The following is a 24,554-nucleotide window of genomic DNA, read 5'->3' as shown; positions in this document are numbered from 1 at the left end:
GTGCCTATGGCGCAACGCAATCTCAAGCGGGCGCGCGTCGGCGCGCCCGGCGGCGGGGAGGGCGAGGGCGCCGGTCCGGCGCCCGCCGCGCATCCCGGCCGGCACCTCCATTTGCCCAACTACGAAACGGTTGCCCTGATGCTGCAAGGCGGCGGCGCGTTGGGTGCCTATCAGGCCGGTGTCTTTCAGGGACTTCACGAAGCCGGCATCGAGCCCAACTGGCTGGCCGGCATTTCGATCGGCGCGTTGAATACGGCGATCATTGCCGGCAATCCGCCCGAAAAGCGGGTCGAGCGGCTGCTGCAATTCTGGGAGACGATCTGCCAGCCGGCTTTCGGGCCGCCGTTGCCCGCGTTTATCGAGCACGCGTTCTTCAATTCCAGCGACGCCGTGCGCAAGGCCTTTACGGCGACGCAGGCAATGGGCGCCATCGTCGAGGGGCAAAAGGGCTTTTTCGTGCCGCGCTTTCCGCCGCCGTTGCCTACCGTCTCGGGACCGCCGCAACTGGCCAGCTATTACGACACCACGCCGTTGAAGGCCACGCTCGAAGCGCTCTGCGATTTCGACCGGATCAATTCGAAGGAAATGCGCGTGTCGGTGGGGGCGGTCAATTGCGGCACGGGGAATTTTGCATACTTCGACAACACGCATACGACGCTCCGGCCCGAGCATTTCATGGCGTCAGGCGCGTTGCCGCCCGGTTTCGCGGCGGTCGAGATCGACGGCCAGTATTACTGGGACGGTGGCTTGATGTCCAACACGCCACTCTACGAAGTGATCCAGTCCACGCCGCGTCGCGACACGCTCGCCTTCCAGGTCGATCTCTGGAGCGCGATCGGGCCGGTGCCGGATAACATCACCGACGTGCAAGGGCGTATGAAAGACATCCAGTACTCGAGCCGCACGCGTCTCGTGACCGACATGCTGCAACGATCGCAGCGTTTCCGGCACGTTCTGCGCGAGGTGCTGGATCGCGTGCCGTCCGATCAGCGTGACGACCCGTGGTGCAAGCTGGCCGAAGATCTGTCGTGTTCGAAGCGTTACAACGTGGTCCATCTGATCTACCGGCACAAGGAGTACGAGGGTCACTACAAGGACTTCCAGTTCGGCCTGTCGACAATGCGTGAGCACTGGCAGAGCGGTCTGGACGACATCCGCCATTCGCTTGCGCAACCCGATTGGTTAGACATGCCGGATAACGACGCGGGCTTTGTCACGCACGACATCCATCGCGATTCACGCTGAAAGAGCCACGGCAGTCTGAGCAGCGCATGACCGAGGCGGAGCGCCGTCATCGTGGCAATCCGCGGTGGATCGAGAACGATTTTGCTCGAGCGGCAATCAACAAGCCGCAGACTCGTCAGGCCGCAAACAGAAACGGCGCCCGAAAGGGCGCCGTTTCCACAAGCATTTCCAGCAGAGCGCGTGCAATAAATGCCCGCGCTCGCCAATACCTTACTTCAACACGTGAGCGACCGCGTTGGCCACCACGTCGAGGTTGCGCGTATTCAGCGCAGCCACGCAGATGCGCCCCGTGCTCACGGCGTAGATGCCGAATTCTTCGCGCAGACGGTCCACTTGCGGCGCCGTCAGACCCGAGTAGGAGAACATGCCGCGTTGCGCGTTCACGAAGCTGAAGTCGCGGTCCACGCCGCTCGCCTTCAGGCGTTCGACCAGACCGTTGCGCATGGCGCGAATACGGTCACGCATCTCGGCCAGTTCCGTTTCCCACGTGGCGCGCAGTTCCGGCGAAGCGAGCACGGCCGCGACCACGGAGCCGCCGTGCGTCGGCGGGTTCGAGTAGTTCGTGCGGATCACGCGCTTCAGTTGCGACAGCACGCGGGCAGCTTCTTCCTTGCTTGCCGTGATGATCGACAGGGCGCCGACGCGTTCGCCATACAGCGAGAACGACTTCGAGAACGAGGACGACACGAACACGTTCAGTTCCGACGCAGCGAACAGACGCACGGCTGCAGCGTCCGCTTCGATGTTGTCGCCGAAACCTTGATACGCGATGTCGAGGAACGGCACCAGGTTGCGCGCCTTGACGACTTCGACAATCTGCTTCCATTGCTCGACGCTCAGGTCCACGCCAGTCGGGTTGTGGCAGCACGCGTGCAGCACGACCACCGTGCCCGCTGCATAACTGTCAAGCGCGTTCAACATGGCGTCGAAATTCACGCCGTGGGTGTGCGCGTCGTAGTACGGGTACGAGACGACTTCAAAGCCTGCGCTTTCGAACAGCGCGCGGTGGTTTTCCCAGCTCGGATCGCTGATCGCGACCTTGGCGTTCGGGTTCAGGCGCTTCAGGAAGTCCGCGCCGATCTTCAGCGCGCCCGTGCCGCCCAGTGCTTGCGCCGTCACGACGCGACCCGCTGCGATCAGCGGCGAGTCGTTGCCGAGCAGCAGTTTCTGCACGGCGGCATCGTAGGCGGCAATGCCTTCGATCGGCAGATACCCGCGCGGCAGCGCGGCTTCGACGCGGGCCTTTTCGGCATCGCGCACGGCGCGCAGCAGCGGAATCTTGCCTTCTTCGTTGAAGTACACGCCGACGCCAAGGTTGACCTTGGTGGTGCGCGTATCGGCGTTGAAGGCTTCGTTCAGGCCCAGAATCGGGTCGCGGGGAGCAAGTTCGACGGCGGAGAACAGAGACATGATGATGGGCAGCAGTAGTGAGAAGAGGGCGGCTTCGATCGCAAGGCCGGGCCAGCGGCGTCCGACGCAAAACGCGGACGGCCTATGGACAACGGCGAGCGAGCGCAACTTGGCATTGTAACGAATTCACGACCGTTTTCGGACGACCAGGCCGCTGGCGGAGAATTTTTTGCTTGAAAAACAAGCACTCCGGCGCCACTTGGCAATGGCGGCGCTGCTCGCCAGCCCGCCAGGAGGAAGCCGGTAAGCGGCCCGCAGCCGGGGAATCAGGGCTCGTTGTGGCCGTTCGGTCGCCGTGAGCCAAGCCCACGCGACACTTCGAAGGGCCGCAACAATCGCGTCCCAACCTGCCCGAGCAAACCTCAAAAACCTGCACAGATCCGCTCGATCCTCGATTCCCGCAACCCGTTAGAATAGTTCTTTGCCCAAGGCCCGGTGCCGCCCACATGTCCGAACAACATCTGACTGAAGCCGAAGAGACGCTCGACGAATCCAAATTTGTCCGCTTCGAAGACTCGCCGTTCCAGCTCTACCAGCCGTATCCGCCCGCCGGCGATCAGCCCACGGCGATTGATACGCTCGTCGAAGGCGTCGAGGACGGTCTGTCGTTCCAGACGCTGCTCGGCGTGACCGGTTCGGGCAAGACCTTCACGATGGCCAACACGATCGCGCGGCTGGGCCGCCCGGCCATCGTGTTCGCGCCGAACAAGACGCTCGCCGCGCAGCTCTATTCGGAGTTCCGCGAATTCTTCCCGCGCAATGCGGTCGAGTACTTCGTCTCGTACTACGACTACTACCAGCCGGAAGCGTACGTGCCGCAGCGCGACCTGTTCATCGAGAAGGATTCGTCGATCAACGAGCACATCGAACAGATGCGGCTGTCGGCCACCAAGAGCCTGATGGAGCGGCGCGACGTGGTGATCGTGGCGACGGTGTCGGCCATTTACGGTATCGGCAATCCGTCCGAATATCACCAGATGATTCTGACCCTGCGCACCGGCGACAAGCTCGGTCAACGCGACATCATCGCGCGGCTGATCGCGATGCAGTACAACCGTAACGAGGCCGACTTCCAGCGCGGCTCGTTCCGCGTGCGCGGCGACACGATCGACATTTTTCCGGCCGAGCACGCCGAGATGGCGGTGCGCGTCGAACTGTTCGACGACGAGGTCGAAACGCTGCAACTGTTCGATCCGCTTACTGGCCGCGTGCGTCAGAAGATTCCGCGTTTTACGGTGTATCCGTCGTCGCACTATGTGACGCCGCGCGATACCGTGGTGCGCGCGGTCGAAACGATCAAGAGCGAACTGCGCGAGCGGCTCGAATTCTTCTATAGCAGCGGAAAGCTGGTCGAAGCGCAGCGGCTCGAGCAGCGCACCCGCTTTGATCTGGAAATGCTACAGGAGCTCGGCTTCTGCAAAGGCATCGAGAATTACTCGCGGCATTTTTCGGGCGCGGCGCCGGGCGAACCTCCGCCTACGCTGGTCGATTACCTGCCGGCGGACGCGATCATGATGCTCGACGAGTCGCACGTGCTGATCGGCCAGTTGAACGGCATGTATAACGGCGACCGGGCGCGTAAGGAGAATCTCGTCGACTACGGTTTCCGTCTGCCGTCGGCGCTCGATAACCGGCCGCTCAAGTTCAACGAGTTCGAACGCAAGATGCGTCAGGTGGTGTTCGTCTCAGCCACGCCTGCGGATTACGAGCAGAAGACGGCGGGACAGGTGGCGGAGCAGCTGGTGCGTCCAACCGGCCTCGTCGATCCGGAAATCGAGGTGCGCCCGGCGCGCAGCCAGGTCGACGACGTGCTGGGCGAGATCAACGAGCGCGTCAAGGTAGGCGACCGCGTGCTGGTCACGGTGCTGACCAAGCGCATGGCCGAGCAGTTGACCGAGTTCCTGGCCGACCACGGTGTCAAGGTGCGTTATCTGCACAGCGACATCGACACGGTGGAGCGGGTCGAAATCATCCGCGATCTGCGGCTGGGCACCTTCGACGTGCTGGTGGGGATCAACCTGTTGCGCGAAGGGCTGGATATCCCGGAAGTGTCGCTGGTCGCGATTCTCGATGCGGACAAGGAAGGTTTTCTGCGCGCCGAGCGCTCGCTGATCCAGACCATCGGCCGGGCGGCGCGGAATGTGAACGGCAAGGCCATTCTCTACGCGGACAAGGTCACCGACTCGATGCGCCGCGCCATCGACGAAACCGAGCGCCGACGTAACAAACAGATCGCCTTCAATCTCGAGAACGGCATTACGCCGCGCGGGGTGGTCAAGCGTATCCGCGACATTATCGACGGCGTGTACAACGTCGACGACGCCCGCGCCGAACTGAAGGAACAGCAAGCGCGCGCGAAATTCGAAGACATGTCCGAGAAACAGCTCGCCAAGGAACTCAAGCGTCTCGAAAAGCAGATGATGGAGCACGCCAAGAACCTCGAGTTCGAGAAAGCCGCGCAGACCCGCGACCAGCTTGCGTTGCTGCGCCAGCGCGTGTTCGGCGCGAACGTCGGCGATCACGTGGCCGGCGTCGACTGATTCATCCCCCGCTTCAGGGAGCGGCAACGCGCCGCGCCCTGTCAATTGATGTCTGGCGCCCGCCGGCATCGCATCGTTTGCGTCCCAGCATTTTCTTAAGACTGACTTAAGACCCTGCCTCCACCAGGCTTTGCGTGCGTTCTGATTTGTTCTCCCCCGAGATCGATGATAAACTCAACCAATATTGAGAATGGTTCGCATTAACGTTCGTACTGCCGCTTGACTGGCAATCGATCGCGGTGCTCGACGTCCGCGGCCGCTGCATCGAGGCATGCGCGACGCGCTGTTCCAATGGATTCGATTCCAGTCTGATAAAAATAAGGAGTTTCAATGCGGATTTCTTCATTTGTGCGAGGTGGCGCAGCAGCGGTGGCCGCGGTCGCGGCTTTCTCGGCGACGGCGGCGGAATATCCGATCGGCAAGCAGCAGATTCATGGCGGCATGGAAATCAACGCGGTCTATCTGCAGCCGATCACGATGGAACCCGAAGGCATGATGCGCAAAGCCTCGGATTCGGACATCCACCTCGAAGCGGACATTCACGCGGTCAAGAACAATCCGACCGGTTTCGCCGAAGGCGACTGGATGCCGTATCTGCAAGTGCACTATGAACTGACGAAAGCCGGTTCGACCCAAAAGCAGAAGGGCGACCTGATGGCGATGGTCGCCAACGACGGCCCGCACTACGGCGACAACGTCAAGCTGCAAGGCCCGGGCAAATACCACCTGAAGATGATCGTCGAGGCGCCGATGCAAACGGGCCATATGGCTTTCGGCCGCCACGTCGACAAGGAAACCGGCGTGGGCCCGTGGTTCAAGCCGATCACGCTCGAATACGATTTCACCTTCGCCGGCATCGGCAAGAAGGGCGGCTACTGATTGCCGCGCGTCATCACGTGTGACCACGCTTTAGCGCCTGGCCGCGCATGAGTGGGTGACTGAATGAGGCTGAACGAGCCAATGCAGCAGGCGGCGCGTCGGCGGTCCACCGTCGAGGCGCCGCGTTTTCCGGAAGGGCTAATGAGAATCAACCGAAAGATTGCGATCTTCGCCGCCACGGTTTTGCTGGCGGGCGCGGCCCACGCAGCCGACCTGCCGACCTTCAGGCTGGAAATGAGCGACGGCAAGCTCAACCCGGCCCGCATCGAAGTGCCGGCGGGGCAGCGTATCAAGATCGAAGTGCGCAACACGGGCAAAGGCGCGGCCGAATTCGAAAGCGTGCAGTTGCGCAAAGAAAAGGTGTTGGCGCCGGGCGCGGATTCGTTCGTCGTGATCGCGCCGCTCGAACCGGGCGAATACAAGTTTTTCGACGATTTCCACCAGCAGGCGCAGGGCGTCATCGTCGCGAAGTAGTGGGCTTGGGACGCGAGCGCCGGCCGTCATCAGGCCCGCTCGCTGGAAGCAGAAGCAGGCAGAGGGAGAGCTTGATGGGTCAGATTCTATTCATTGTGTGGCGGGAAAGTGTCGAGGCGTTGCTGGTCGTCGGCATCCTGTACGCGTGGCTGAAAAATGGCGACGATGACGCGCGCCGCGGTTTGCCGTACCTGTGGGGCGGCGTGGCGGCCGGTGTGATCGCGGCGGTGGCGCTCGGCGCGGCGCTGGTCGGTTTCACCGAAGTGCTCTCCGGTGACGCGCAGGATTATTTCCAGACCGCGATGGTGCTGATCGCCTGCGTGCTGATCGTGCAGATGGTGCTGTGGATGAAGCAGCACGGCCGCACGCTCAAGCGCGACATGGAACAGTCGCTGCAAAAGAGCCATCGCGATTCGAACTGGTGGGGCGTCGCCTTGCTGGTGGCGCTGGCGATCGCGCGTGAGGGCAGCGAGACGGTGATCTTTCTGTACGGCCTCGGCTTCGGCCAGTCGGGTCACGTTGGCGCGAGCCAGATGCTCGCGGTCGTGATCGGCCTGGCGCTCGCCTTGCTGACCTTCTACGTGCTGCAACTGGGCGGCAAGATCTTCTCGTGGCGGCTCTTTTTCCGCATCACGGAAATCATGCTGCTGTTCCTCGGCGCTGGACTGTTCCAGACCGGCGTCGACAAGCTGATCGACAAGGAAATCCTGCCGACGATCGTCGACCAGATGTGGAATTCGTCGATGATCCTCGATGATTCGAGCACTTTCGGTTCGCTGGTCGCGACGCTCACCGGCTATCGCGCTCATCCGGCGCTGATGAATCTGATCGCCTACGTAGCGTACTGGGCGGTGGTCTATCTGCTGCTGCGCCGCGCGAATCGCAAGCCGGCGCGGCAAGCCGCTGGGCGCGCGGCATGAGCACGCTCATGACCCGTCCGGGCCGCCTCGCGGCGGCCGGTCAGTGGATGCAGCGTCACGGTGCCGCGATTCGCGGCATTCAGTGGGTCGTGGTCGCGGTGTACGCGTTTCTGATTCTGGTGCCGGCGGTGATGCCGCTGCCGGACGACGCGGCGCACCTGTGGAACAACCTGACGCTCGCCGCTCAGTTCGTGTTCTGGGGTATCTGGTGGCCGTTCGTGTTGCTCTCGATGGTCATGCTTGGCCGCGTCTGGTGTGGCGTGCTGTGCCCCGAAGGCGCGCTCGCCGAGTTCGCCAGCAAATACGGGCGGGGCTGGGCGATTCCGCGCTGGATGCGCTGGGGCGGCTGGCCGTTCGTCGCGTTCGGCATCACCACCATCTACGGTCAGATGGTGAGCGTCTACCAGTATCCGAAAGCCGTGCTGCTGGTGTTGGGCGGCTCGACTTTCGCTGCGATGATCATCGGCTTGCTATACGGACGCGAGAAGCGTGTCTGGTGCAAGTATCTGTGCCCCGTCAACGGGGTTTTCTCGCTGCTGGCGCGGCTCGCGCCGTTCCACTACAAGGTCGATGAAGACGCATGGCGCCGTTCCTACAAGAACGGCGAGCATGGGCATCGCGTGATTCCGATCAATTGCGCGCCGCTCGTGCCGTTGCGCAATATGAAGGGCGCGTCGGACTGCCATATGTGCGGCCGTTGCAGCGGGCACCGCGATGCGATCGCGTTGACGTGGCGCGCGCCGTCGTCGGAAGTGGTGCAGTTGGGCGACAAGCGGGCCAACCCGTGGGATACCGCGTTGATCCTGTACGGTCTGCTCGGCATCGCGATCGGCGCGTTCCACTGGACCGCATCGCGCTGGTTCGTCGATCTGAAAATGTTCTTCGCGAACTGGCTGGTCGATCACGACATCACGTGGCCGCTCGACACCAACGCGCCGTGGTTCCTGTTCACGCACTACCCCGAGCAGAACGACGTGTTTTCGTGGCTCGACGGCACGATGGTGATCGGCTACATCCTCGCCACAGCGCTCGTGTACGGCACCGCGCTACTGCTGCTGCTCATGGGCGCGACCCGCATGCTGGGGCGCTTCAATGCCGTGCGTCTGCATCATTTGACGCAAGGGCTGATTCCGATTGCCGGCGCGGGCGTGTTTCTCGGCCTGTCCGCTACCACGCTGTCGCTGTTGCGCGCGGAACATGTGTCGTTGTGGTGGGCGTCGGATATGCGCATCGCGATTCTGGCGATTGCCAATCTGTGGAGCGCGTGGCTCGCCTGGCTCGTGACGCGTCGCTATAGCGAGCGCTTCATTCAGCGCGGCCTCGCGATGGTATGGGTCGCCGCGGCGCTGGCCGTGGTTGATAGCGCATGGTGGTTGATGTTCTGGGGCTGGGCCTCGAAGTAACGCATTCAACGCTTGCGGTCACGGTAGCCGACGCCGCCACAAACAAAAAGCCGTGGAGATGACAGCATCCCACGGCTTTTCCATTTTTTCCGCATGAGCGGCACACGTTATCGCGTGTTGCCGTATCGAGTGAGAACCAAAAAAAGCGGCCTGGCTTGCTGCGACGGCTGGCTTGGTGTCTGCACGAAGGGGTCTAGTTCTCACGTGCAAGCCGTCGTGGCTGGCTACTGCCCAACACCTCTCTGGGAGGTGGTCCCCACAATACCCGGTACTTACTTCTGTTCGTTCCTACTTCGTCAGGATCAGCTTGCCTAAGCGCGTGGCACGCAGTTGGTAGGTCTCGCCGTTATGCACGATGCTGACGTGGTTATGTCCTTGCAGCAACGCGTCGCTGCGTACGACCCGCTCCGACGTCTCGCCCGAACCGTTGGTACGATCCGCGCCAGGTTTCTGACCGGCTACCGTTGCCGTCGACAATTTCGGACGGCTGGTCAGCGCGGCCGCCGGGCGGCGCAGGCTGAGTGTGGAAGGGCGCGTGAGATCGGTCATTCGTTTTAGCTGTCGGTCGATTCGATGGATTAATTTTAAATGATAACCATTCCCATTTCCAAGAAAGAGAAATTGATCGGATCTGAGTTTCGATAGTCTGAGAGGGTAAAAGGCGGAACGGCGAGGGGAGTCTGCAGCAAGACCGCCATGTCGTTCGGCGATCTTGCGCTCAACGGCGGGCGAGGTGCCCGCGCGACATTCAATGCAACGTGCCGGGCTCCTGCTTCGCTTGCACGTACTGACGAATCAGCCGAACGGTATCGATATCGTTTTCCCGATACGCCGACTTCACGATCTCCTGCGTCTGATGCGCGTCGGGATCGGTCGATTCGGGCAGCGTAGTGGCGTACTCGAAGCGCAGGAACAACTGCAGTTCGTCCGGTTGCTCGATGGTCATGGTGAGCGAGCCGCCTACGTAGTCGGCCGTCTGCAGAATGTCGTAGCGCACGCTCTGGCTTTCCTCCAGCGTGACGCGGTCGCGCACCGTGGCCTGGCCATAATGCAGCTCCCGTTCGAGCACATTGCCTTCGCGCGAAAGGATCGTGCAACTGTCGAGCCCCATCACGAACAGTTGCGGCTGTTCGGCGCGCAGCACGAGACCTTCCCACAACTGCTCGCGGGTCATCGATTCGACAAACGGATTCAACGGATCGTTGATCTGGATAAGGTGTTCGAAATTCAAGACGACGGCTTCCTATGAAAGCGTTTAAGCGACGGCGAGCCCCGAACGAATCGTGATCGAATGCGTGAGAATCTTGTGAACCGGGCACTGGTTGGCGATTTGCAAGAGTCGTTCCCGTTGCTCGTCGGACAGATTGCCTTCGAGCACGATCTTGCGATCGATGGTCGTGCCCGCGTCGCCGGTTTCGAGCGAGAGCGTCACGCGCACGTCGGCGAGCGGCCATTCCTTGCGCTGAGCGTACATCTTCAGCGTGATCGACGTGCACGCGCCGAGGCTCGATAGCAACAGCGAGACGGGCGTCGGCCCGCGATCGCCGCCGCCAAGCGACTCGGGTTCGTCGCCAAGCCATGTGTGCTTGCCGTCGTCGAAAAGAACCTGGAAATTCGTCGAACCGATGTGGGCGGTGACGGTGGACTCTGCCATGCGCGCTCCTGAACAGGGACGGAAACCGCCGCGCGCCACGGTCCGTTATGAGTAAACAGCGCGGCGCGCGGCCTGAATCGCTATTGTGAACGAATTTACCGGCCTTCGCGTTTCGGGCCGAGGCATCGACGGTGCATATCTCGCCCGCCGCCGCTCAGCTCAATGCGTGATCGCACCCATACGCCCGGCCTGGTAATCGATCACCGCCTGGCGGATCTCGTCTTCCGTGTTCATCACGAACGGGCCGTAGCGCACCACAGGCTCCTTCAGCGGCACACCGCCCAGCAGCAGTACCTCGAGTGGCTCCGTGCCGGCCGTGAGGGTGACGGAATCGCCGTCGTTCTGAAACACGACCATCTTTTGCGCGTCGATTTCCTGACGCGCTTCGCCTTCACCGTAGAACCCCGTGCCGGACAGGCTATAGGCAAACACGCGATAGTCGCCTGGCACCGGCTGCCGAATCGTCGCGCCCGGTTGCAGCGAAAAATGCTGATACAGGATCGGTGTACGCGTTTCGATCGCCGCTTTGACGCCGAGCGCTTCGCCAGCGATGACCTTGACGCGCACCTTGCCGTCCCCGGACGTCGCCACCGGAATGCTCGACGACGGCATTTCCTGGTAGCGCGGCTCGATCATCTTGTCGCGGCGCGGCAGATTCACCCACAACTGCAAGCCGTGTACGCGGCCACCCGTGCGGATGAACGACGGGTCCGGCATCTCGCTGTGCACGACGCCCGCGCCCGCGGTCATCCATTGGACGTCGCCGGCATGCAGGGTGCCGGAATGGCCGGCGGAATCCTTGTGGCCGAGCTGGCCCTCGAGCACATACGTGACCGTTTCGAAGCCGCGATGCGGATGGTCGGGCGCGCCTTTGGCCTCGCCCGGCGCGTAGTCGATCGGCCCCATTTCGTCGAGCAGCAGGAACGGATCGAAGTCCATCAGCATGCGGGTCGGAAACGGGCGGTGGACGATAAAGCCGCCACCCTCGGTCGTGCGAACAGCCGGGAACGTGCGTTCGATCGTGCGGGTCGTGCTCATCAAAGTCACCTCAAAAAATGGGGAATAGCGTTATTTTTGAAACATGGAGCTATTATAGGGACCGTTTTCCGGGGTGCCAGCCGCCTCCACGCAATGGATTGTTCTATTACTGGAACGATGAGATGAAGATCGATTCACATAATCTGAATGACCTGATGTATTTTTCGCAGGTCGTCGAACATGGCGGTTTTTCCGCCGCCGAACGCGTGCTGGGGATTTCCAAGTCGCGCCTGTCGCGCCGGCTGACTGAGCTGGAAGCGTCGCTCGGCGTGCGCTTGTTGCAGCGATCCACGCGCAAGCTGGCGCTGACCGAAGCCGGACAATTGTTCTACCAACATTGCCAGGCGATGCTGAACGAGGCGCAGGCGGCCGTCAACGTGGTCCAGCAACTGCGTTCGTCGCCGCGCGGCACGGTGCGCGTCAGCGTGCCGGTCACGATCTCGCAGACCATTCTGTCGCAGATCCTGCCTGAATTCATGCATCGCTATCCGGAAGTGCGTGTGGTGATGCGCGTCACGAACCGCGTGGTCGATCTGTTCGAGGATTCGATCGACGTCGCGCTGCGGGTGCGCTCCGATCCGCCGGAAAACGCCAACATCGTGGTGCGGCCGCTGTGGCGCACGCAGCAAATGCTGGTCGGCGCGCCGAGCCTGTTGCAACAGAATGCGCCGCCGTTGCTGCCGGCCGATCTGAACGGTTTCGAAACGCTCGATGTGCCGACCGGCGACGGACGCCACGTCTATAACCTGATCGCACCGGACGGCACGCGTCACGCGCACGAACACGAGCCGCGCCTCGTGACCGCGGATCTGATGACGATTCGGGAAGCCGTGCTCGGCGGCGTCGGTATCGCTGCTCTGCCGGAGATGATGTATGGCGCCGCGTTGCGAGCCGGACAATTGTCGCCGGTCATGCCGGGCTGGACCTTCCCGACGCCGCAGTTGTACGCCGTATTCGTGTCGCGGCAGGGGATGGTGCCGGCCGTGCGCGCCTTTGTCGATTATCTGGTCGAGATGCTCGATCCCGACGACGGTAAACACATCATGGGCGAGTGCCCCGTGCGCGAAGAAAAGCTCGTTGACCTGCCGGCATTCGCGATTGCGTCATAGCACTTCCTGCGCGCCACAACATCGCTTTTAGCATTTAAGCGCGGCCTGTCATGAGTACTTTCAATGGCCGTTTGCTTGATTGCGCGGGCTCGCGGGCTTATAGTGAAATCCCTTCGCTAAGGAGTCTCTTATGCGGAAACTCATGGCCGCTATCATAGCGGGCCTGATAGGGCTGACCGCGCTGTCCGTGTCGATCACGGCTGTCGCATGCGATGGATCGAGTAGCTATCAATCTTCGACCGATGGCAAATGATCCCGCCGCCCGAAGGCGCCGAGTGCGCACAAAAAAAGGCCTTCGTCTGACGATGAAGGCCTTTTACTTTTTGACCCTTGTTTCAAGGGCTTTTCATCACATTACCTTGCTTTCGGTTGCGTCACGAAGCCGATCTTCGTAAGGCCGCCAGCCTGCGCCGCCGACATCACTTCCGCGACTTTCTCGTACGGCACCTTGCGGTCCGCATCCAGATGCAGTTCGGGTTGCGGGTTTGCTTGCGCGGCCTCCGCAATCTTGGCGCGCAGTGCGTCCTCGTCGACCTTCTTGTTGTCCCACATGACATTGCCGTCCGCATCGACCGCGACGGTCACTTGCGCGGGCTTGGTGTCTTCCTTCTGACTGCTTGCGTGCGGCAGATCGATTTTGACCGCGTGACGAATCACCGGAATCGTCACCATGAAGACGATCAGGAGAACCAACATCACGTCGACGAGCGGCGTCATGTTGATTTCGTTCATCAGGCCGTCGTCATCGTCGCCGGCGAAGGGGCTCATTGCCATCGGAATGCCTCGTCGATCAGTTCGCGCGCGCGGCGAGCCGCAGGCCGTCACCGCGCTTGGACGACGACAGGCGCGCGCCCGTCACGAAGAATGCGTGCAGGCCGTGCGCAAAACGGCTCAGTTTGGCGACGAGCGCCTTGTTCGCGCGCGTCAGGGCGTTGTAGCCGAGCACGGCCGGAATCGCGACGAACAGGCCGAACGCGGTCATGATCAACGCTTCGCCGACCGGGCCGGCGACCTGATCGATCGACGACTGGCCGCTTGCGCCGATTGCGAGGAGCGCGTGATAGATGCCCCACACCGTGCCGAACAGACCGACGAACGGTGCCGTGCTGCCGATCGACGCAAGAATCGCGAGACCGCTCTGCATGCGGGCGACGCTTTCGTCCATGGTGTCCTTCAGGCAGCGCGTGACCCAATCCGACACGTCCATCCGGTCATGCAGATGCGGCTGCGTCTGATGATGATGATCAGCCGCTTCCTGGCCCGACAGCGCCAGCGCGAGGAACGGATTGTCCTGCGGCGTCGACGACCCCGCGCCAAGGTTCTTCACGCCGTCGGCGAGGTCGTCCGAATGCCAGAACGCCTGTTCGGCATTCTTCGTGAGACGCTTCAGGCGCATCACGTTCCAGCCTTTGATGACGATCACGCTCCACGACATCACCGACATGATCAACAGCGCGAGCGCGATACCGCGCGTCACGAAATCCCCTTGCGCCCAGACGTGCGCCAGTCCGTAGTTTTGCATTGCAATTCCTTTTTTTTTAAAAGCTGCCTCAATCGTTCAGATTGAAGTCGTAAGGCTGGGTGTAGGCGGCCCGAATCGGCTGGCCGTTCTCGAGATAGGGCTTGCACGAGCTTGCGCGCACGGCGGCGAGCGCGGCGTCGTCGAGGCGGCTAAAGCCGCTGCTCTTTTTCAGTTCGATGTTTTCGAGCTTGCCGGTCAGGCCGACCACGAACTTCACATACGCCGTGCCGGTTTCGCCGCGACGCTTCGAGAGCGCCGGATAGTCGGGCGTAACAACGTTGCAGTCGAGGTGCGAGACGTTCTTGGGCGCGGTGATTTCCATCGTCTGACGGCCGACTGCCGGAGCAGCAGGCGCGGGCGCAACGGGTGCGGCCGGCGCAGGCGGCGTCGGATCGGGCGCGGCGACGGGCGTCGGCGACGGCGCGGCGGCCACCGGTAGAGGCGTTGGCGTTGGCTTGGGCGTCGGAGTCGGAGTCGGCTTCGGCTGGACTTTCGGCTTGGTATGAACCGGCGGCGTCGGCGTGGGTGGCGGCGGTGCGATCGATTGCATCGCGACCGGCGCGGCAACCGGCGCAGGCGGCAGCAACTGCGCGGTCATGACGCGCGATTCGAGGGCCGGTTGCACGGGGTCATGACGCAAGGTCATCACCACGGCAAGCAGCGCAACGTGAATCGCTGCAACCACGGCGGTTGCGGTCAGGACGCGGGAGTTCGTTCGGATAGACGAAGCCGGTATGGTGCCGGCTGAAACGGTGTGCGAGGCCTGCATGTTAGCGTGGCGGCGCGCTGTCGATGCAGCGCGTCAGACAAGACATCGTCATGTTCGAAAAATCAGCAGCGAAATGAACAAAGTAGTCACGAAACCAATCAGCAATTCCATCTCGAACTCCCTTGACGGGTGAGCGGGTAGCTGGCTGGTACGAATACTGGCTTGCTGGCGGCAGTGGGATAGCGCTTGAACAGCGAGAACGGCAGGGGCTCGCAAACACCCGAGGCACGGGTGAGCCGTGCCCAGAAATCTGGCTCAGGCCGCCTTGCGTTCGTAAAACGTCAACGGTACGGCCTGCGGATGATGCTCGAAACCACAGCGGCTCGCGCAGACGCCGCTTTTCATCATGACCTCGCGCACCGAGTCCGCGCATTTGCCACAGCAGGAAGCAACACCGAGCTCAAACTGAAGCTCGTCGAACGAATCCATGCCTTCCTCGATCGAAGCACGGATCTTCCGGTCAGAAACAGACTTGCAGACACAAACAATCATGGCGGGCGTCGTAGCTAACGTTAATGCGAATTATTATCATTTTGTTTGGGCCGTTTGGCAAGCGTCCTGCGTGGTTTTTTGTAACAAAACCAGACTCTTAGAAGGGTTTCGTCTATGGCGTTGAATCCGGCGCCGGAGCGGGCGGCGCCGAAAATGCGCCTAGAAACCGCGCGGAAGGCCGCGCAGCGTGCCGAAAACGCGCTTAGGCCGCAATTTATGCGGCTTGGGAGTTCGGCGCTGCCGTGCGGCGCGACGGGATCGAAACCTGTTCGACCGTCGCGTCGATGTGCAACAGCGTAGCGGCCAGTTGCTGCTGATGCGTGCCGTCGCCGGTGGAATAAAAGCGGGGCAGAACAGCGGCCGCGCTTTCCGGTGCCGCGCGCAAGCCGTCCTGATCGAGTACCCGTTCCAGTTGGCGCGCAATGGCGACGCTCGTGTCAATCAGCATCAATCGGTCACCGACAATGTCGCGAATCGCCGCATCGAGAAACGGGTAGTGCGTGCAGCCGAGCACCAGCGTATCCGCGCCCGCGTCGAGCATGGGCTGCAGGTAGCTGCGCAGCAGCGCGCGCAGTTCAGCGGAGCCGACATCGCAGCGTTCCACGGCCTGCACGAGCCCGTGGCCCGGCTGGCAAAGAAAGCGGCAATCCGCGGCGTAGCGTTCGAGCAGCGTCTGGAAGCGGGCACTGCGCAGCGTGACTTGCGTGGCGAGCACGCCGGCAACACGCGTTTTCGACCGCAGCGCGGCGGGTTTGACGCCGGGTTCGACGCCGACCAGCGGAATGGGCAGCTTTTCGCGAACCAGCGCGATCGACTGCGCGGTCGCCGTATTGCAGGCGACCACCAGCGCCTTCGCGCCTTGCTTGACCAGCCATTCGCCGATCGCCAGCGTGCGGTCGGCAATGAAGTCGTCGTCGCGCTCGCCGTAGGGCGCGTAGAGCGAGTCGGCGACATACAGGATCGCTTCGTCGGGCAGTTGTGCCCGGACCGCCCGCAACACCGACAAACCGCCGAGCCCCGAATCGAAAATGCCGACCGGTGCGCGCGATCCGGCGCCAGGCGTGAACATTCCTGTATTCATGGACGGCGATTCTGCGAGCATAGGCGAAGAGGACGCGTGCGGCACAGCAGTCAAGGGAAACTCTGAGAAACGGGAAGGTGCGCAAGTATATCGTCCGCGCGGCCGGGACCATCGCAAATAAGCCGACCCATGAACGGGCGCGCGGACGGTTGCAGCGTGATTCGATCAGGACTCGACCGAGCCCATTGCGGATTGCTGATAGTTCTGGATACCGACCTTGTCGATCAGGTCGATTTGGGTTTCAAGCCAGTCGATGTGTTCTTCGGTGTCGTCGAGAATCTTCGTGAAGATTTCACGCGAAATGAAATCGCGCACCGATTCGCAATACGCGATGGCTTCTTTACAGGTGCTCTGCGAAATCTGCTCGAGCTTCAAATCGCATTCGAGGATTTCTTTGGTTTCCTCACCGATCAGCAGCTTGTGCAGGTCTTGCAGATTCGGCAGGCCGTCGAGCATGAAAATACGTTCGATGAGCCAGTCGGCGTGCTTCATTTCGCCAATCGATTCGTCGTATTCGTGCTTGCCGAGTTTTTCGAGACCCCAGTGCTTATACATGCGCGCATGCAGGAAGTACTGATTGATGGCGGTCAGTTCGTTTTTCAACTGCGAGTTGAGATATTCGATGACCTTCGTGTCGCCTTGCATGGTGTGTCCTTGTAGGGGCTTTGAATTTCCCAGAACAATAAACGGCGAAACGCAAAAAGCCAAGCCGAAAAATCAGTTTTTCGCTTGATTTCAGAGGGTTTTTCGCGTGATGCGTACCGTTCTCATTTCATCATAAAAAAGCCGGGATTTTGAGGCCCCGGCTCCGAGTCATTCAACTCAAGTCAATACCGTTCAAACCGTCGCGACTGGAATCTTGCCGATCTTCGCTTGCCATTCCTTCGGGCCGGTCTGATGCACGGAGGTGCCGTTCGAGTCGACGGCCACCGTCACCGGCATGTCCTGCACGTCGAACTCGTAGATCGCTTCCATGCCGAGGTCTTCGAACGCGAGAACCTTCGCGCTGCGAATCGCCTTCGACACGAGGTACGCCGCGCCGCCCACGGCCATCAGATACGCAGCCTTGTGCTTCTTGATCGCTTCGATGGCGACAGGGCCGCGCTCCGCTTTGCCGATCATCGAGATCAGGCCGGTTTGCGACAGCATCGTCTCGGTGAACTTGTCCATGCGCGTTGCCGTGGTCGGGCCGGCGGGACCGACGGCTTCATCGCGCACAGGATCGACCGGGCCGACGTAGTAAATCACGCGGTTCGTGAAGTCGACCGGCAGCTTCTCGCCCTTGGCCAGCATGTCGGCGATGCGCTTGTGAGCCGCGTCGCGGCCCGTCAACATCTTGCCCGACAGCAGCAGCGTCTGGCCCGGTGTCCACGCAGCGACTTGTTCCGGCGTGAGCGTGTTCAGATCGACGCGCTTGCTCTTCTCGGTGTCCGGCTCCCATTGGACCTTCGGCCATGCGTCGAGCGACGGCGCTTCGAGTTTGGCGACGCCCGAGCCATCCAGCGTGAAGTGAGCATGACGCGTGGCCGCGCAGTTCGGGATGATCGCAATCGGCTTGGACGCGGCGTGCGTCGGCGCGGCCATGATCTTGACGTCGAGCACGGTGGCAAGACCGCCGAGACCTTGCGCGCCGATACCGAGTGCGTTGACCTTCTCGTGCAGTTCAACGCGCAGCTCTTCGATCCAGTCCTGCGGGCCGCGTGCGATCACGTCCTGAATGTCGATCGGATCCATCAGCGATTCTTTCGCCATCACCATCGCTTTCTCAGCCGTGCCGCCGATGCCGATGCCGAGCATGCCCGGCGGACACCAGCCCGCGCCCATGGTCGGCACGGTCTTGAGAATCCAGTCGACGATCGAATCCGACGGATTCAGCATCGCGAACTTCGACTTGTTTTCCGAACCGCCGCCCTTGGCCGCGACCTGCACGTCGACCTTATTGCCCGGGACGATCTCGTAGTGGATCACGGCCGGCGTGTTGTCCTTGGTGTTCTTGCGGCCACCTTCCGGCGGGCTCACGATCGACGCGCGCAGCACGTTGTCCGGGTTCAGGTAACCACGGCGCACGCCTTCGTTGATCATGTCGGTGACGCCCATCGTCGCACCGTCCCAACGCACGTCCATGCCGACCTTCACGAATACCGTGACGATGCCGGTGTCCTGGCAGATCGGGCGCTTGCCTTCGGCGCACATGCGACTGTTGGTGAGAATCTGCGCGATGGCATCTTTGGCGGCCGGGCTCTGTTCGAGTTCGTAGGCTCGGCCCAAGGCCTGGATGTAATCGAGCGGATGGTAGTAGCTGATGTACTGAAGCGAATCAGCAATGCTCTGAATCAGATCTTCCTGTTTGATGACGGTCATGGCTAGCTCAGTGGGGACATTGGCGCTTGTTGTCGGACTCGCAGGGCAGCGCGAGTCAGTCGTGCGCCTTCAGGGGAATGGAACCTTTGACAGTACCCACGGCGTGCAGCACCGTGGGCTCTCGAAATGCTCGGGATGCGTACGCGTGGTGAGGCGGTCGACCACCGCCATCACGATTGCCGAGACGAGAAACGCGACGTGAATGATGACTTGCCACATGATCGTATGCGTCGTGTTCTGATCGGGGCTGATGAAAGTTTTCAGCAGATGGATCGACGAGATGCTGATCAGCGCCATCGACAATTTGACTTTGAGCACGCCGGCGTTCGACGTAGACACCTTGCGCGACGATCAGGCCCAGATACAGCGGCAACTGCAACCAGCGGCTCATGAAGATGACGGCGAGGACCGGACGCATCGGGCGGCGCTGATGGGCGGAGTCGGATCGCTGAGCGGACATGGGCAAGAGTCGGATGAAACGCAGGTGACGGAACACGGACTAAATGCGGGCGCTAAACGCGCGACCCGGCATGGAAATACTCAACACGCACGCGATGGATCGGGCAGGCAAACCAGGCGCAGACGGTGCGGTGTGCGGCCAGGCGAGGCCGGAAAAGCTCGCGTCAGGCGCGCTATTGTACAGCGTCGGCTATATTTGCCGCGTTGCGGCGGGCAGGGCGGCGGCGCCTGACGCGCGGCGCGCCTCGCGTATTGCGCCTCACGCGTTCAGGCTTCAACGCTCGCGAGCCGCCGCCGGGACTCGCCGGACCTTCAGGCTCGCCAGACCAATCTCCGTGACTACGCAGGCGAGCGCGATGCCGTGCGCGAAGGGTTCGGCGGCCGCAGTCGGCGGGATGAATGATCTCGTCATGATTGAATTAGCGGGATTGGAAGCGGGGCGGCCCGCAGTTGAACCGCCCCGAATCTGGCCGATGCAACTGCGTCGGCCGTTTACTTTAGGCTCGCATCAAGCTTTGCCAGCGCCTGCCGCCCCCGCTCCGCCCATCAGCGACGTGATCATGCCAAGCAGCGGCGGAGCCACTTGCGTCGCGGCGGAAATGGCTGCTTTGACCATGTCCATGATCGGGCCCATCAGGTTTGCCATGCCCGCGGCGCCACCGCCCGCCTGCGGCGCTGCTGCGGCGGCCGGCTTCGGCGCAGCGGTGGCTTGTGCGGCTTGGCCGCCGGCGCCTTGCGCAGCGGTCGCTGGTGCGGCCTGGCCGCCGGCATCCTGCGCAGCGGCGGCTAAGGTCGGCTGCGTGTCGCCCATATTGTCGGAGTCGTCGGGAGCGAACATCTGCACGGTGGAACCGGGGTCGCCCGTCGGGCTATCTAGCGCCGTTGTCTGCATGTCGCCCATGCCGCCGCCCATGTCGCCCATGTCGAATGACGTGCTGTCGCCCATGTCGTTGATTGAATTAGCCATGATCTAGTCTGTGTCCTAAAAGTTAAACTGATTGGTTGCTTACTTAGCTTGAGTAATTAAGCGATAGTGCGCTATCACCGTCCTGCATCGATTTTTAAGATAAACCTCCTGTTGGTTATTGAGAGAAATTGCGGGGTGTGTCGGGGTCAATTGTCTTCAGATCGATCGGATGTATTTGTTCTAGTATTTGAGTGACGCAGATAATTCTGATGAAGCCGGTGAAATTACAGATTGTCTCCTGTGTCAAGTCGATTTCAAGAGCCCATTTGGAAATCAGTTTGCCTACTGTCAGAGATTCCTGACGCGCGATTTCCTCGATGATTCGCCAGTAAATTTCCTCGAGTCGCAAGCAGGTTGCCAATCCGTTGATTCTGACGGAGCGTAGCCTCGGTCTCGCTAGCTGAGGCGTGAAATTGCAATACTGTGTCATCCGCATGTGAGGGCTTTTGTAGGAATTGAAGGATGCGGAACCTCCGTTAGGACGCCGTGCTTCGTGAATATCCCGGAGACATCTGAAAAATCCTGGTAACTGTCGTGTGGATCGAGCGGGTCATATGTCATGGCTGGATTGATCGAAGTGCGATTCGTCAATCCTCTCTCTGTGCGGAAAAAGGGGGTCATACAGATGTATGACGCCAATTATTGAATTGACGTCCTAATTTCGGGATATGTGAGTCGGCGTGCTCAATACGATCGCTGGCATATCGACATTCCCGGTCCATGGAAAGAGCGATAATGTCGCAGCATTGGTCCACTTGTTATGTCTTACATGTGTATGACCTGAGCATCTGAGAACGCCATTAAATTCTCGCCAACGTAATCAATAAACGTGGCAGGGATTTTTAATGCTTATGATGCGGCGCAACGATTCGAAGATTCAGAAGAGCGGCTACACGGTCGCGACGCTGCCGACGCGCGCTAGCCGAGCCGTGAAGCGTCACATCGCGGGCCCGCTTGGAGTGGTCTGGGCAGTGTTGCTGGTCCCCGTGGCCGACGCTGCGACGCCTGTATGGCACGGGGCGCCGATTCATTACGCGGTCAACGGCGCGCCACTGCCCGATGTATTGCGCGACGTCCTTGCCGTCGAGGGGATGACCGCCGACATTGGGCGGGACGTAAAAGGCACGGTCAACGGCCGATTCGACGACACGCCCGGCAATCTATTCATCCAGCTGGTCGAGGCTTACGGCCTCGTCTGGTATTTCGACGGCAAAGCGATGCACGTTGCGACGGCGTCGGACGTGCGCAGCCGGATCATCCCGTTTGCGCCGATGACGCGCGAAGCAGTCGCGGCTCTGCTACGCAATCTGGATCTCGACGACGCCCGTCTGCCGATCAAATACTCGGCGACGACCATCAGGATTGCCGGGCCGTCGAAATTCACCGACGCGGTCGCGGACGCAATCGACAAGGCGCAGCGGCAGGCCACCGTCGAGCCGTCCTTCGACGAAACCGTCATCCGCGTTTTCCCGTTGCGCTACGCGCAGGCCCAGGATGTCCACTACACGATCGGATCCCAGGATCAGGTCGTGCCGGGCGTGGCTTCGCTGCTGCGCCGGCTGATGGCGGACACGTGGCAGGCAAGCGCACCGAACGCGCCAAAACCCCGCGACACCCGCAGCGCGCGTGGCGGCCCGCCACCCTTGCCGAGCCTGCTCGGGCTTGGCCTTGCCGGCGCACCGCCCGATAGCGACAACGAGCCGCCGCCGCTGCCCGCGTCTGACACCGTGAAGCCGGCCGCCACGCCCGCGCGGCGCAACATCGTTGCCGATCAACGCACGAACGCGGTGGTGATCAGCGACGTCGTCTCAATGATGCCGAATTACGAACGCGCGATCACGATGCTCGATCAACCGCAGGAGCTGGTTGAAATCGACGCGGTAGTGATCGACCTGTCGTCGAATGCGGCGCGCTCGCTCGGCATCAGTTGGGGCGGCGCGAATGGGCGTATCAACGTCGCTTCCGGCACCGCGAACGCGCCGCTCAGCTTCGGCGCGACGAGCCTGCTGACGGCGGCCGGCGCGGCGAGCGGACTGAATCTCGCGACGCTGGTCGGCAACTCGGCGCAATACCTGTTTGCACAGATTCATGCCTTGGAAGATGCCGGCCGAGCGCGTGTGTCGTCGCGCCCGCAGGTGCTCACCCTGAACAACATGGAAGCGTCGTTGACCTCGCGCAGTTCGGTCTATGTGCGCGTAGCGGGCAACCAGGCTGTCGATCTCTTCAACATCGACACGGGGCTCACGCTGAAGGTGACGCCGAGCGTGGAATCGAGCGCCGACCCGCGCCGCAATATCCGGCTCAACATCCAGATCGAGGACGGCACATTCGATTCGTCGACTTCGGTGGACGGTATTCCGAAGGTCGACAACCATTCGATCGTCACTCAGGCGGTCGTGCGCGACGGCGAGAGTCTTCTGATAGGCGGTTATCAATACGAACGCAGCGAAAGCAGCGCATCGAAGGTGCCTCTGCTCGGCGACGTGCCTTACGTCGGCGCCTTGTTTCGCAGTACCGAGACTACGCATGAACGTCTCGAACGGATGATCCTGATTACTCCGCGCCTGAAGCACCCGTCGGGCGACGCCGTGCCGAATGCGACGCTCGCCGATATGGGCTCGATGAGTGGACCGCCGGGATCGAGTGGGCCCTCCGCTCAGGTGGGCGAGGCCGTTAGTCCGGCTGGCTGGACCGCGATGGCGTCGGCACCGGCCAACGCGGTGCCGAAGGCGCTCGGGCCCGGGCAACCGACGCCCGTCAACACGACGCAAGCCATCGAGGCCTCGTTGCGCACGCTGGTGCGCCCCGAGAGACCGTACACGCCGCAGTCGGCCGTATCAATTCCAGCGCTACCGGACAGCTTGCCGGCCGTAAGCAAAACGTCTCGGGAGAACGGCCGTGACCGCTGACGCGCTAATCGTCGTAACTAACGGACTGCACGCCGGCGCGAGCATGGCGTTGACAGCCGCGAAGCCGACCCGGATAGGCAGCGGCGCGGAGGTGGACCTGATGGTGCTAGACGAAGGCGTCGAACCGCTTCATGCCACCATCGAATTGATCGATGCGACGCTCGCGTTGGTCGCGCATCAGCCAGGCGTGGCCGCGTTCGGGCGACGCTTGGCGCCGGGCCGGCGCGTGCTGTTGGCACGTGGCGCGCGCTTTTCAGCAGGCGCGGCCACCTTTCAGTTCGGTGGCCGCGGTACGCCGGGCGACGCGACGGCGCGGCACGCTGAGTACGCCTACCTGCTGCGCCATGCACCGCTCGCGTATATCGCAAAACGCTGGTCCGACGCGTCGCCCGTTGCGAAGGCGACCGTCTTCGCAACGCCGGTTGCGTTTGCGTTGCTCTTGGGGATCACGTCGGGCTCCTGGTGGAGCGCACCGCGTGCGCCGCGAACCAACGACGCGTTTAGCCTGGTGACGACGCATCTCGACCGGAATTCCGGCGCGCTCGTCTATGAAGGCTACGTGCAGTCGGCTACCGATCTGGCAGCGCTGACGGCCAGTGCCTGGTCGCGCCAGCGGGCGCCGGTCATGCATGTAATCGTGCTCGCGCAACTGCAGGAGCAGGTCGGCGAATTTCTCGCGCGTTACTACCGCGGCGCGCAAGTACGCCCTGGGCAACCCGGTGAATTCACCGCGACCCTGCCCGATGCCCGCGGCTTTCTATCGCCCGAATCGTGGGACTACGCACGCGTGGCGCGTCAGGCGCGCGGCGAGATCAACGGGCTGCGCAATCTCGCTTTTCCCGGTCACGTGCAGCAGGGAAAACGGGTGCGCGTTCCGCTCGACGCGCTTGGGCTCAACCTGCTCGCCAGTCCTCACGCGACCTGGCTCACCGACGCGCACGGGGTGCGCTACTTCGTCGGCGCGCGGCTGCCGATCGGACGGGTCACGCGAATTTCGGCCTGCACGGCGGATATCACGCGCGACGACGATGGTTCGGTATACGAATTGTTTATGGACGCTGGCCATGTCTCCAAGAGCTGCAAGTAAAAGCACGCTCGGCGCGTGCGCCGACTTGCCGCTCGAAACTCAACTTGCCGAAGCCGGCGGCGCGGGGCGCGAGGCAATCGCAGCGCGGCTGACGGTTGAGATCGGCTGCCTGAACGTTGCACTGGCGAGCGCATCGCCAGCCGTGAAGAACGAATTGACTCTCCTTGTCGAGTGTTTGCGCGCGGCTCGACAAGTGGTTGAACGAAGCGTCAGCTTCACTCACGCGCGATAACTT

General features: G+C 61.9%; 25 protein-coding genes and 1 pseudogene. 10 read left to right on the top strand and 16 right to left on the bottom strand.

Translation table 11 applies throughout. From position 1 onward, the window contains the following. Window positions 1–6: 6 nt before the first annotated feature. Complete coding sequence (locus RI103_RS13000) at window positions 7–1,245, top strand: patatin-like phospholipase family protein (RefSeq protein ID WP_310812405.1); 1,239 nt, start codon at window positions 7–9, stop codon at window positions 1,243–1,245. A gap of 210 nt (window positions 1,246–1,455) precedes the next feature. Here the strand turns inward: RI103_RS13000 and RI103_RS12995 are convergent, their stop codons facing one another. Next, window positions 1,456–2,655 carry an amino acid aminotransferase gene (locus RI103_RS12995; RefSeq protein ID WP_310812404.1) on the bottom strand — a complete coding sequence of 400 codons (1,200 nt, stop codon included), beginning with the start codon at window positions 2,653–2,655 and terminating at the stop codon, window positions 1,456–1,458. A 446-nt stretch (window positions 2,656–3,101) separates the two neighbouring features. Here RI103_RS12995 and uvrB point away from each other — a divergent pair, with 446 nt between their 5' ends. The 5 genes from uvrB (at window position 3,102) to RI103_RS12970 (ending at window position 8,871) form a co-directional block, all read left to right on the top strand. Next, on the top strand, window positions 3,102–5,195 hold the full coding sequence (gene uvrB, locus RI103_RS12990) for an excinuclease ABC subunit UvrB (RefSeq protein WP_310812403.1): 2,094 nt from the start codon (window positions 3,102–3,104) through the stop codon (window positions 5,193–5,195). Window positions 5,196–5,525: 330 nt separating this feature from the next. After that, window positions 5,526–6,074, top strand: coding sequence for an iron transporter (locus tag RI103_RS12985; protein WP_310812402.1), 549 nt, complete (start codon window positions 5,526–5,528; stop codon window positions 6,072–6,074). A gap of 141 nt (window positions 6,075–6,215) precedes the next feature. Then, complete coding sequence (locus RI103_RS12980; protein WP_310812401.1) at window positions 6,216–6,548, top strand: cupredoxin domain-containing protein; 333 nt, start codon at window positions 6,216–6,218, stop codon at window positions 6,546–6,548. A 74-nt stretch (window positions 6,549–6,622) separates the two neighbouring features. Then, window positions 6,623–7,468: an FTR1 family protein gene (locus RI103_RS12975; RefSeq protein WP_310812400.1), complete on the top strand. Its 846-nt coding sequence runs from the start codon at window positions 6,623–6,625 to the stop codon at window positions 7,466–7,468. Next, window positions 7,465–8,871, top strand: a complete 1,407-nt coding sequence (locus RI103_RS12970; protein WP_310812399.1) for a 4Fe-4S binding protein — start codon at window positions 7,465–7,467, stop codon at window positions 8,869–8,871. Before RI103_RS12975 ends, RI103_RS12970 begins: the two co-directional genes overlap by 4 nt. A gap of 288 nt (window positions 8,872–9,159) precedes the next feature. Here the strand turns inward: RI103_RS12970 and hemP are convergent, their stop codons facing one another. The 4 genes from hemP to RI103_RS12950 all read right to left on the bottom strand — a co-directional run bounded on the left by hemP (window position 9,160) and on the right by RI103_RS12950 (window position 11,563). After that, the gene (gene hemP, locus RI103_RS12965; protein WP_310812398.1) at window positions 9,160–9,420 is read right to left on the bottom strand and encodes a hemin uptake protein HemP; all 261 of its coding nucleotides are present in this window, start codon (window positions 9,418–9,420) and stop codon (window positions 9,160–9,162) included. Window positions 9,421–9,619: 199 nt separating this feature from the next. Further along, entirely contained in the window at window positions 9,620–10,102 is a 483-nt protein-coding gene (locus RI103_RS12960) for an SRPBCC family protein (RefSeq protein WP_310812397.1), read from the bottom strand. Between the two features lie 24 nt (window positions 10,103–10,126). Continuing rightward, the gene (locus tag RI103_RS12955) at window positions 10,127–10,525 is read right to left on the bottom strand and encodes an OsmC family protein (RefSeq protein ID WP_310812396.1); all 399 of its coding nucleotides are present in this window, start codon (window positions 10,523–10,525) and stop codon (window positions 10,127–10,129) included. Window positions 10,526–10,684: 159 nt separating this feature from the next. Further along, window positions 10,685–11,563 (bottom strand): pirin family protein, encoded by an 879-nt coding sequence (locus tag RI103_RS12950; RefSeq protein ID WP_310812395.1) that lies wholly within the window; start codon window positions 11,561–11,563, stop codon window positions 10,685–10,687. A gap of 122 nt (window positions 11,564–11,685) precedes the next feature. Here RI103_RS12950 and RI103_RS12945 point away from each other — a divergent pair, with 122 nt between their 5' ends. Continuing rightward, complete coding sequence (locus RI103_RS12945) at window positions 11,686–12,672, top strand: LysR family transcriptional regulator (protein WP_310812394.1); 987 nt, start codon at window positions 11,686–11,688, stop codon at window positions 12,670–12,672. Between the two features lie 354 nt (window positions 12,673–13,026). Here RI103_RS12945 and RI103_RS12940 read toward each other — a convergent pair whose 3' ends face one another. The 11 genes and pseudogenes from RI103_RS12940 to RI103_RS12890 form a co-directional block, all read right to left on the bottom strand. Further along, window positions 13,027–13,446 (bottom strand): biopolymer transporter ExbD, encoded by a 420-nt coding sequence (locus RI103_RS12940; RefSeq protein WP_310812393.1) that lies wholly within the window; start codon window positions 13,444–13,446, stop codon window positions 13,027–13,029. 16 nt (window positions 13,447–13,462) lie between these two features. Then, on the bottom strand, window positions 13,463–14,194 hold the full coding sequence (locus RI103_RS12935; protein WP_310812392.1) for a MotA/TolQ/ExbB proton channel family protein: 732 nt from the start codon (window positions 14,192–14,194) through the stop codon (window positions 13,463–13,465). Window positions 14,195–14,222: 28 nt separating this feature from the next. Continuing rightward, the gene (locus RI103_RS12930; protein WP_310812391.1) at window positions 14,223–14,963 is read right to left on the bottom strand and encodes an energy transducer TonB; all 741 of its coding nucleotides are present in this window, start codon (window positions 14,961–14,963) and stop codon (window positions 14,223–14,225) included. Between the two features lie 255 nt (window positions 14,964–15,218). Further along, window positions 15,219–15,455: a (2Fe-2S)-binding protein gene (locus RI103_RS12925; RefSeq protein ID WP_310812390.1), complete on the bottom strand. Its 237-nt coding sequence runs from the start codon at window positions 15,453–15,455 to the stop codon at window positions 15,219–15,221. A gap of 214 nt (window positions 15,456–15,669) precedes the next feature. Continuing rightward, window positions 15,670–16,557 (bottom strand): glutamate racemase, encoded by an 888-nt coding sequence (gene murI, locus RI103_RS12920; RefSeq protein WP_409076942.1) that lies wholly within the window; start codon window positions 16,555–16,557, stop codon window positions 15,670–15,672. Window positions 16,558–16,701: 144 nt separating this feature from the next. Next, a complete protein-coding gene (gene bfr / locus RI103_RS12915; RefSeq protein WP_310812389.1) occupies window positions 16,702–17,181 on the bottom strand; it encodes a bacterioferritin in 480 nt (159 codons plus the stop codon). Between the two features lie 192 nt (window positions 17,182–17,373). Further along, window positions 17,374–18,897 carry a fumarate hydratase gene (locus RI103_RS12910; RefSeq protein WP_310812388.1) on the bottom strand — a complete coding sequence of 508 codons (1,524 nt, stop codon included), beginning with the start codon at window positions 18,895–18,897 and terminating at the stop codon, window positions 17,374–17,376. 69 nt (window positions 18,898–18,966) lie between these two features. Next, window positions 18,967–19,357 (bottom strand): annotated as a pseudogene (locus tag RI103_RS12905) (YqhA family protein). A gap of 273 nt (window positions 19,358–19,630) precedes the next feature. After that, entirely contained in the window at window positions 19,631–19,768 is a 138-nt protein-coding gene (locus tag RI103_RS12900; RefSeq protein ID WP_310815286.1) for a hypothetical protein, read from the bottom strand. Window positions 19,769–19,864: 96 nt separating this feature from the next. Continuing rightward, window positions 19,865–20,323 carry a hypothetical protein gene (locus tag RI103_RS12895; protein WP_310812387.1) on the bottom strand — a complete coding sequence of 153 codons (459 nt, stop codon included), beginning with the start codon at window positions 20,321–20,323 and terminating at the stop codon, window positions 19,865–19,867. 115 nt (window positions 20,324–20,438) lie between these two features. Continuing rightward, window positions 20,439–20,753 (bottom strand): ribbon-helix-helix domain-containing protein, encoded by a 315-nt coding sequence (locus RI103_RS12890; RefSeq protein WP_310815230.1) that lies wholly within the window; start codon window positions 20,751–20,753, stop codon window positions 20,439–20,441. A gap of 415 nt (window positions 20,754–21,168) precedes the next feature. Here RI103_RS12890 and sctC point away from each other — a divergent pair, with 415 nt between their 5' ends. The 3 genes from sctC to RI103_RS12875 are packed head-to-tail and all read left to right on the top strand — an operon-like array spanning window position 21,169 to window position 24,551. After that, the gene (gene sctC, locus RI103_RS12885; RefSeq protein ID WP_310812386.1) at window positions 21,169–23,232 is read left to right on the top strand and encodes a type III secretion system outer membrane ring subunit SctC; all 2,064 of its coding nucleotides are present in this window, start codon (window positions 21,169–21,171) and stop codon (window positions 23,230–23,232) included. After that, on the top strand, window positions 23,222–24,319 hold the full coding sequence (locus tag RI103_RS12880; protein ID WP_310812385.1) for an FHA domain-containing protein: 1,098 nt from the start codon (window positions 23,222–23,224) through the stop codon (window positions 24,317–24,319). Before sctC ends, RI103_RS12880 begins: the two co-directional genes overlap by 11 nt. Continuing rightward, on the top strand, window positions 24,297–24,551 hold the full coding sequence (locus RI103_RS12875; RefSeq protein WP_310812384.1) for a hypothetical protein: 255 nt from the start codon (window positions 24,297–24,299) through the stop codon (window positions 24,549–24,551). Before RI103_RS12880 ends, RI103_RS12875 begins: the two co-directional genes overlap by 23 nt. Window positions 24,552–24,554: the final 3 nt, after the last annotated feature.

Source organism: Paraburkholderia sp. FT54 (genome assembly GCF_031585635.1).
Lineage (GTDB): Bacteria > Pseudomonadota > Gammaproteobacteria > Burkholderiales > Burkholderiaceae > Paraburkholderia.
The sequence above is the reverse complement of the archived record's forward strand: the minus strand, read 5'-3'. Positions and strand labels throughout refer to the sequence as shown.